This window comes from Vaccinium witches'-broom phytoplasma str. VAC, from assembly GCF_000309405.1.
In the GTDB taxonomy this organism is placed as follows: Bacteria; Bacillota_I; Bacilli_A; order Acholeplasmatales; family Acholeplasmataceae; genus Phytoplasma.
This window is the reverse complement of sequence record NZ_AKIN01000023.1, coordinates 1-5,190: the sequence shown is the minus strand read 5'-3', so window position 1 is coordinate 5,190 and position 5,190 is coordinate 1. Positions and strand designations below refer to the sequence as shown.

General features: G+C 30.4%; 1 protein-coding gene and 1 tRNA gene. Both read right to left on the bottom strand.

Features of this window, described 5'->3' with window-relative positions:
• Positions 1-76 precede the first annotated feature (76 nt).
• Positions 77-4,918 carry a PolC-type DNA polymerase III gene (locus RI68_RS00815; protein WP_017193366.1) on the bottom strand — a complete coding sequence of 1,614 codons (4,842 nt, stop codon included), beginning with the start codon at positions 4,916-4,918 and terminating at the stop codon, positions 77-79.
• A gap of 101 nt (positions 4,919-5,019) precedes the next feature.
• A tRNA-Leu gene (locus RI68_RS00810) sits at positions 5,020-5,106 on the bottom strand.
• Positions 5,107-5,190 lie beyond the last annotated feature (84 nt).

The following is a 5,190-nucleotide window of genomic DNA, read 5'->3' as shown; positions in this document are numbered from 1 at the left end:
ATAAAAATATATTCAAATATTATATAATCTATCATTATTATAACATATTTTGGTTTTAAACCTAAATTTAAATCATTTATTCTTCTGGTAATCTTTCGATTATCATTTCGTCTTTAAACTTTTTCAAAATAGTTTTATTAATTTTCACTCTTTTGACAAAATCATTTTGAGTGAATAATTTTTCTTTACGGTTCATCACAATGTTATCCGCCGCTACTTGCCCTAAACCATCAATAGCCACAAAAGGCATTCTTAAAGCTTTATCATTTTCAATCATAAATTCGTTTGCTTCTGATTTATTCAAATCAATTGGTAAAAATTGATAACCTAATTGGACCATTTCATAAGCACTTTTTAAAGTATTAATGCGGTTTTGTTCTTTCGCGGTTAATTCTTTTTTAACTGTTTTTTTCATAGTGATTTGTTCATCATCAGGATTTTTATCCGCTTTTCTCAATTCTTTCTCAATTTCGGGAGCTGTTTTCAACATGACATTATAATCAAATTGATCGGCTCTTTTGGAGAAATAACCACTATAAAACAATAAAGGATGATTGACTTTAAACCAAGCAATCCTCATAGCCATTAAAACATAAGCCGCAGCATGTGCTTTTGGAAAAAGGTATTTTATTTTGTTTAAAGATTTTAAATACCATTGCGGTATTTTAGCTTCTATGGGAGAAATTAATTTTTTCCATTCTTGGGGATGAGTATGAGGTTTGCCTTTGCGGACAAACTCCATGATATCAAAAGCTCGTAAAGAATCAACACCTTTTGCGATTAAAGTATTCATAATTTCATCACGACAAGCGATCACTTCGTCAAAAGAAATTTTTGTCTTTATATCTTCTTGGAAATCACCTTTACCCGCTAAAATGTCTTTCGCATTTTGAGTCCAAACATTCGTTCCGTGGGATAAACCTGATACTTTCACTAAAGTAGAGAAATTAAAAGTTTTTTTCTCTTTGTCATAAATATCTTTTAACATCGCGATAACAAAATTAGTACCAAATTCGGGCACAGCGATAGAGGTTTTATTCTTGTCTTTATTAGCGAATAATTCGTATACTTTAATATCATCTAACGGAATATCTTGATAACGATCAAACGGGAATAAAGAAGGATTTTTTTTCACATAATCCATGAAAAATTTAATTAACATTGGATCATCATGACCTAAAATATCCATTTTAAATAAATTGTTTTCAAAAGAATGGTAATCAAAATGAGTCGTTCTCCATTTGGATTCCGTATCATCAGCAGGATACTGAACTGGCGTAATTTCATAGATTTTATGCCCTTTGGGAACTACTACGATTCCTCCTGGGTGTTGACCTGTTGAGCGTTTCACACCTTCAATCATCACAGACCTGCGGCTAATTTCTGAAACACGTATTTCCTCATCCAAACCTTTATCTTTAACAAAACCTTTTACATAACCATAAGCATTTCTTTTCGCTACCGTTTGGATGGTGCCGGCTCTAAAAACTTGTTCTTCCCCTAATAACTCTTTAATATAATCATGGGCTTTACTTTGATAATCTCCTGCAAAATTTAAATCGATATCTGGGGTTTTGTTGCCTTCAAAACCTAAAAAGGTTTCAAAAGGAATATCTTGTCCGTTTTTACTAAAATTTACGTTACATTGAAAACATTTTTTATCCGGTAAATCATATCCAGAATAAGTATGTTCTAAAATATCATAATCATTAGGATCATCTTTTTTAACGTATTTTTTATATAAAGGGTTTTGTTTCTCTTCTTCGGTCATTTTTATCACGGTGTATTGACATTTGGGACAATTATAATGCGGCCTTAAAGGATTTACTTCCGTAATTTCTAACACATTAGCAATAATAGAAGAACCAATCGAACCACGAGAACCTACTGAATAACCATCTTCCATAGATTTTTTAACTAATAAATAAGATAAATAATAAATAGGAGTAATGCTTTGGTTAGCGTCTTTTTGGTTATCATCTCCTAAAATACTTTTCAACTCTTTATCAATTCTCTCTTGAATTAAAGGGTGCACTATTTTGCCATATGAAGCTTCAATACGAGTGGTAATTAAAACCTTCATTTCTTGCTTAATACTAGGAACTTTTAAATTTTGAGCGAAAGTATCATCTTGCAGAGAAAACAACTGTTGGGGGAAAATTTGAATTTTATCAATTTGTTGATTCAATAAATGCGGATTATTAATGACTAAATCTTTTCTCAATAATTCATCTTCAATAAAACTAAAAGCATCCAACATTTCTTGAGTGGTTAATAAATGGTTATCAGGTAAATTTTCAGAGCTAAATTTAGATAATTTATGTAAACCACCGCCAATTAATTTAGCGTTAATATACATTTCACGATAAATTTTTTCATAATGATGCAGGTAATGAACATCTCCTGTCGCGATAATTATTTTGCCTTGTTTTCTCGCTTCGTTAATGATTTTTAACAAAGTATTTTGCACGATAGACAGAGCGTCAATCTCCGGATCATCGCCGCCTAAGTCATAAATCACATGTTTATAAGCGTTTAGCGGTTGAACTTCGATATAATCATAAAAAGCGATCGCTTCTGCTAAATCTTGTTCACTCTTGTTTAAAGCTGTTTCAAAGACATTACTATCAAAACAACCGCTACCGACTAATAAATTTTCACGATGTTGGTTTAATTTAGATTTCAATAAACGGGGTTTTTTATAAAAATTTTGCGTTAAAGAATCACTAATTAAATAAAATAAATCTTGGTAACCGGTTTGGTTTTTCGCTAAAACATTAACATGATAAGATCTTTCAAACAAAGTATCAGCTGCCCCTTTTAAATCATAAAAAGTTAGTACTTTTTGTTCTTCTAATTTCTTCATCATTTCGATATAAACCAAAGCAGTAGTTTCGGAATCATATAAAGCTCTATGACTATGACCTTCTGAAATTGGTTTAGCTTTAAAAACTTTTGCCAATCTTTTTAAAGAAAAAAACTTTAAAAATTGGTGGAAATATTTTTGCGATAAAGGCATAGTATCTATCACAGGTTGAGGTTCATAAGAAAGGCTTAATTTTTTTACATTTTCTAATAAGAAATCCATATCAAAAGAAGCGTTATGAGCGATTAAAGTATAGCCTTTAGCAAAATCTAAAAACTTCGGCAAAATCGCATCAATAGTGGGTTTTCCTTCTAAATCTTGGTTCGTAATTTGAGTAATTTCTTTAATTCTTGGGTTTAATTTAGTTTGCGGATCTACTAATTCATCAAACATTTCTTCTGTGATTTTGCCATTTTCAATTCTCACAGCCGATATTTCAATAATTTTATCTCTTATTTTAGAAAAACCGGTTGTTTCTAAATCAAAAACAACGTATTTATGGTTTTTTAAGGTAAAATTAGGGAATTGGGGGTATTGTTCTTGGTTAGTGATATAAAGGGGTTTTTCCGCGATAAAATCGAATTCAGCCCCTAAAATAGGTTTTATTTTTTTACCACGCAGATGTTTTTCTATTTCTGGAAAAGCATAAACTCCGTTATGATCGGTAAAAGCAAGCGCTTCATGACCCCATTTTTCAGCTATATCAAGATAATCTTTCACACTCGTTACCGCGTCTAAATTAGACATTTTCGTATGGAGGTGAAATTCAATTCTTTTTTTATCTGGATAATCATCTTGTCTTTGGTACATCAAAGGCATATTATCTAGAACTTGATATTTAGGAGTCGCATTTTTAGGAGTAAAATTAAAATAGTATTCTTGGTTTTTAGCGTTAAAATCAACAAAAGTTTCTATTTCTACTAAAACACCTTCTTGAAAATCTTTTTTAATTTGAGTGTAAAAAGTGTTAGTTTTACCTTTATAACTTTGGTTGAAAAAACTTTTATATTCGATAGAATCTTGTTTGGTTTCGGGATCTACTAAAAAAAACTTAACTAAAACGCTTTGGTTATTTTTAATAGGTAATTCGGTCACTTGTTGCACATAACCTTTAACCCTAAATGCGGGATTATTTTGTTTAAAGGTTTTTAAAGCGCTGTTTTGAATCGGAATATCTTTAAAAGAAATTAAAGGCAACTCGTTATGATCCCATTGTTGCTGTCTTTTTTCAGCCATTACATCACCTTTATTGCGGAATTGGTAAAAACATTGGTGTTCTTCTTCAAATAATTTTTGTAAACTCGGCAGAAGATCCAGTTGAGTAAGAATATTTTTTAAATAAGGAGGAAAATCAAACTCACAAGTTTTCTTCTCTACATCAATCAAAGGTGTTTGATCCAAAATCTTATATATTTCGTTTTCCTGCTTTTGAGCGATAATATTAATTAAATTAATTTTAAATTTTTCTTCAGAAGTTAATTCGTCCTTAACCAGATCATTAAAACCATCTATAGTAGGATCTTTTAACTCTGATAGAGTTAAAAGATCTGGATATTCCGTTATAAATTCTAAATCTATGCCATAACGGTGAATAAAAAAAGTGTTTAATTCCTTTAAAATATCAGTTCGATGGAAATATTTTAAAAGAATCGGATTTAAGCGAAAGACGACTTTTTTATCTTCCCAAGATATAGTCGGCGTAGAATTGAAAAGATCTAAAAAAGACTCATTGGCTTCTGTTTTTTTCTTTTGCAAAATGTATTGGAATTGTTTTTCCCAGATTTGTTCGTCTTTTAAATAGTTAAAATGGTGGAATTCATAACATACATGACAAGAAATGTTTTTCACGACTTCTTCGGTATGAACTTTAATAAATTCTTGTAAATGTTTACGGAATTCATCTAAAAGCGCAGCTTCAGAAGGGAATTCGTCCGCGGCCACAAAAAAAGTCCAACTAATTTGGGACAAATCTACCAATACTTCTTGTAATTGAAATTGTTGTAATTCTGGTTTTTTTAAGGTTTGGAGAAATTCTTCGAACTTATGAGACATTTTTTTACTCTTTTTAGTTTTAAATTTTAAAATCAGTGGAGATATAAAAAAAGAAAAACACATGAATTTCATGTGAGCATAAGGAATAAATATTATTTTTTTGGTACTGATGATCGGACTTGAACCGATATGAGTTTAACCTCGTTTGATTTTGAGTCAAATGCGTCTGCCAATTTCGCCACACCAGCATACATTTTAATTATAACATAATTAAAAATATTCTTAATCTTTTTTTCAAAAGAAGTAATTTGCTTATTAATTAGTAATATATA

Coding starts and splice junctions, on each gene's coding strand:
- RI68_RS00815 (WP_017193366.1), bottom strand. CDS start 4,918: ATGTCTCATAAGTTCGAAGAATTTCTCCAAACCTTAAAAAAACCAGAA.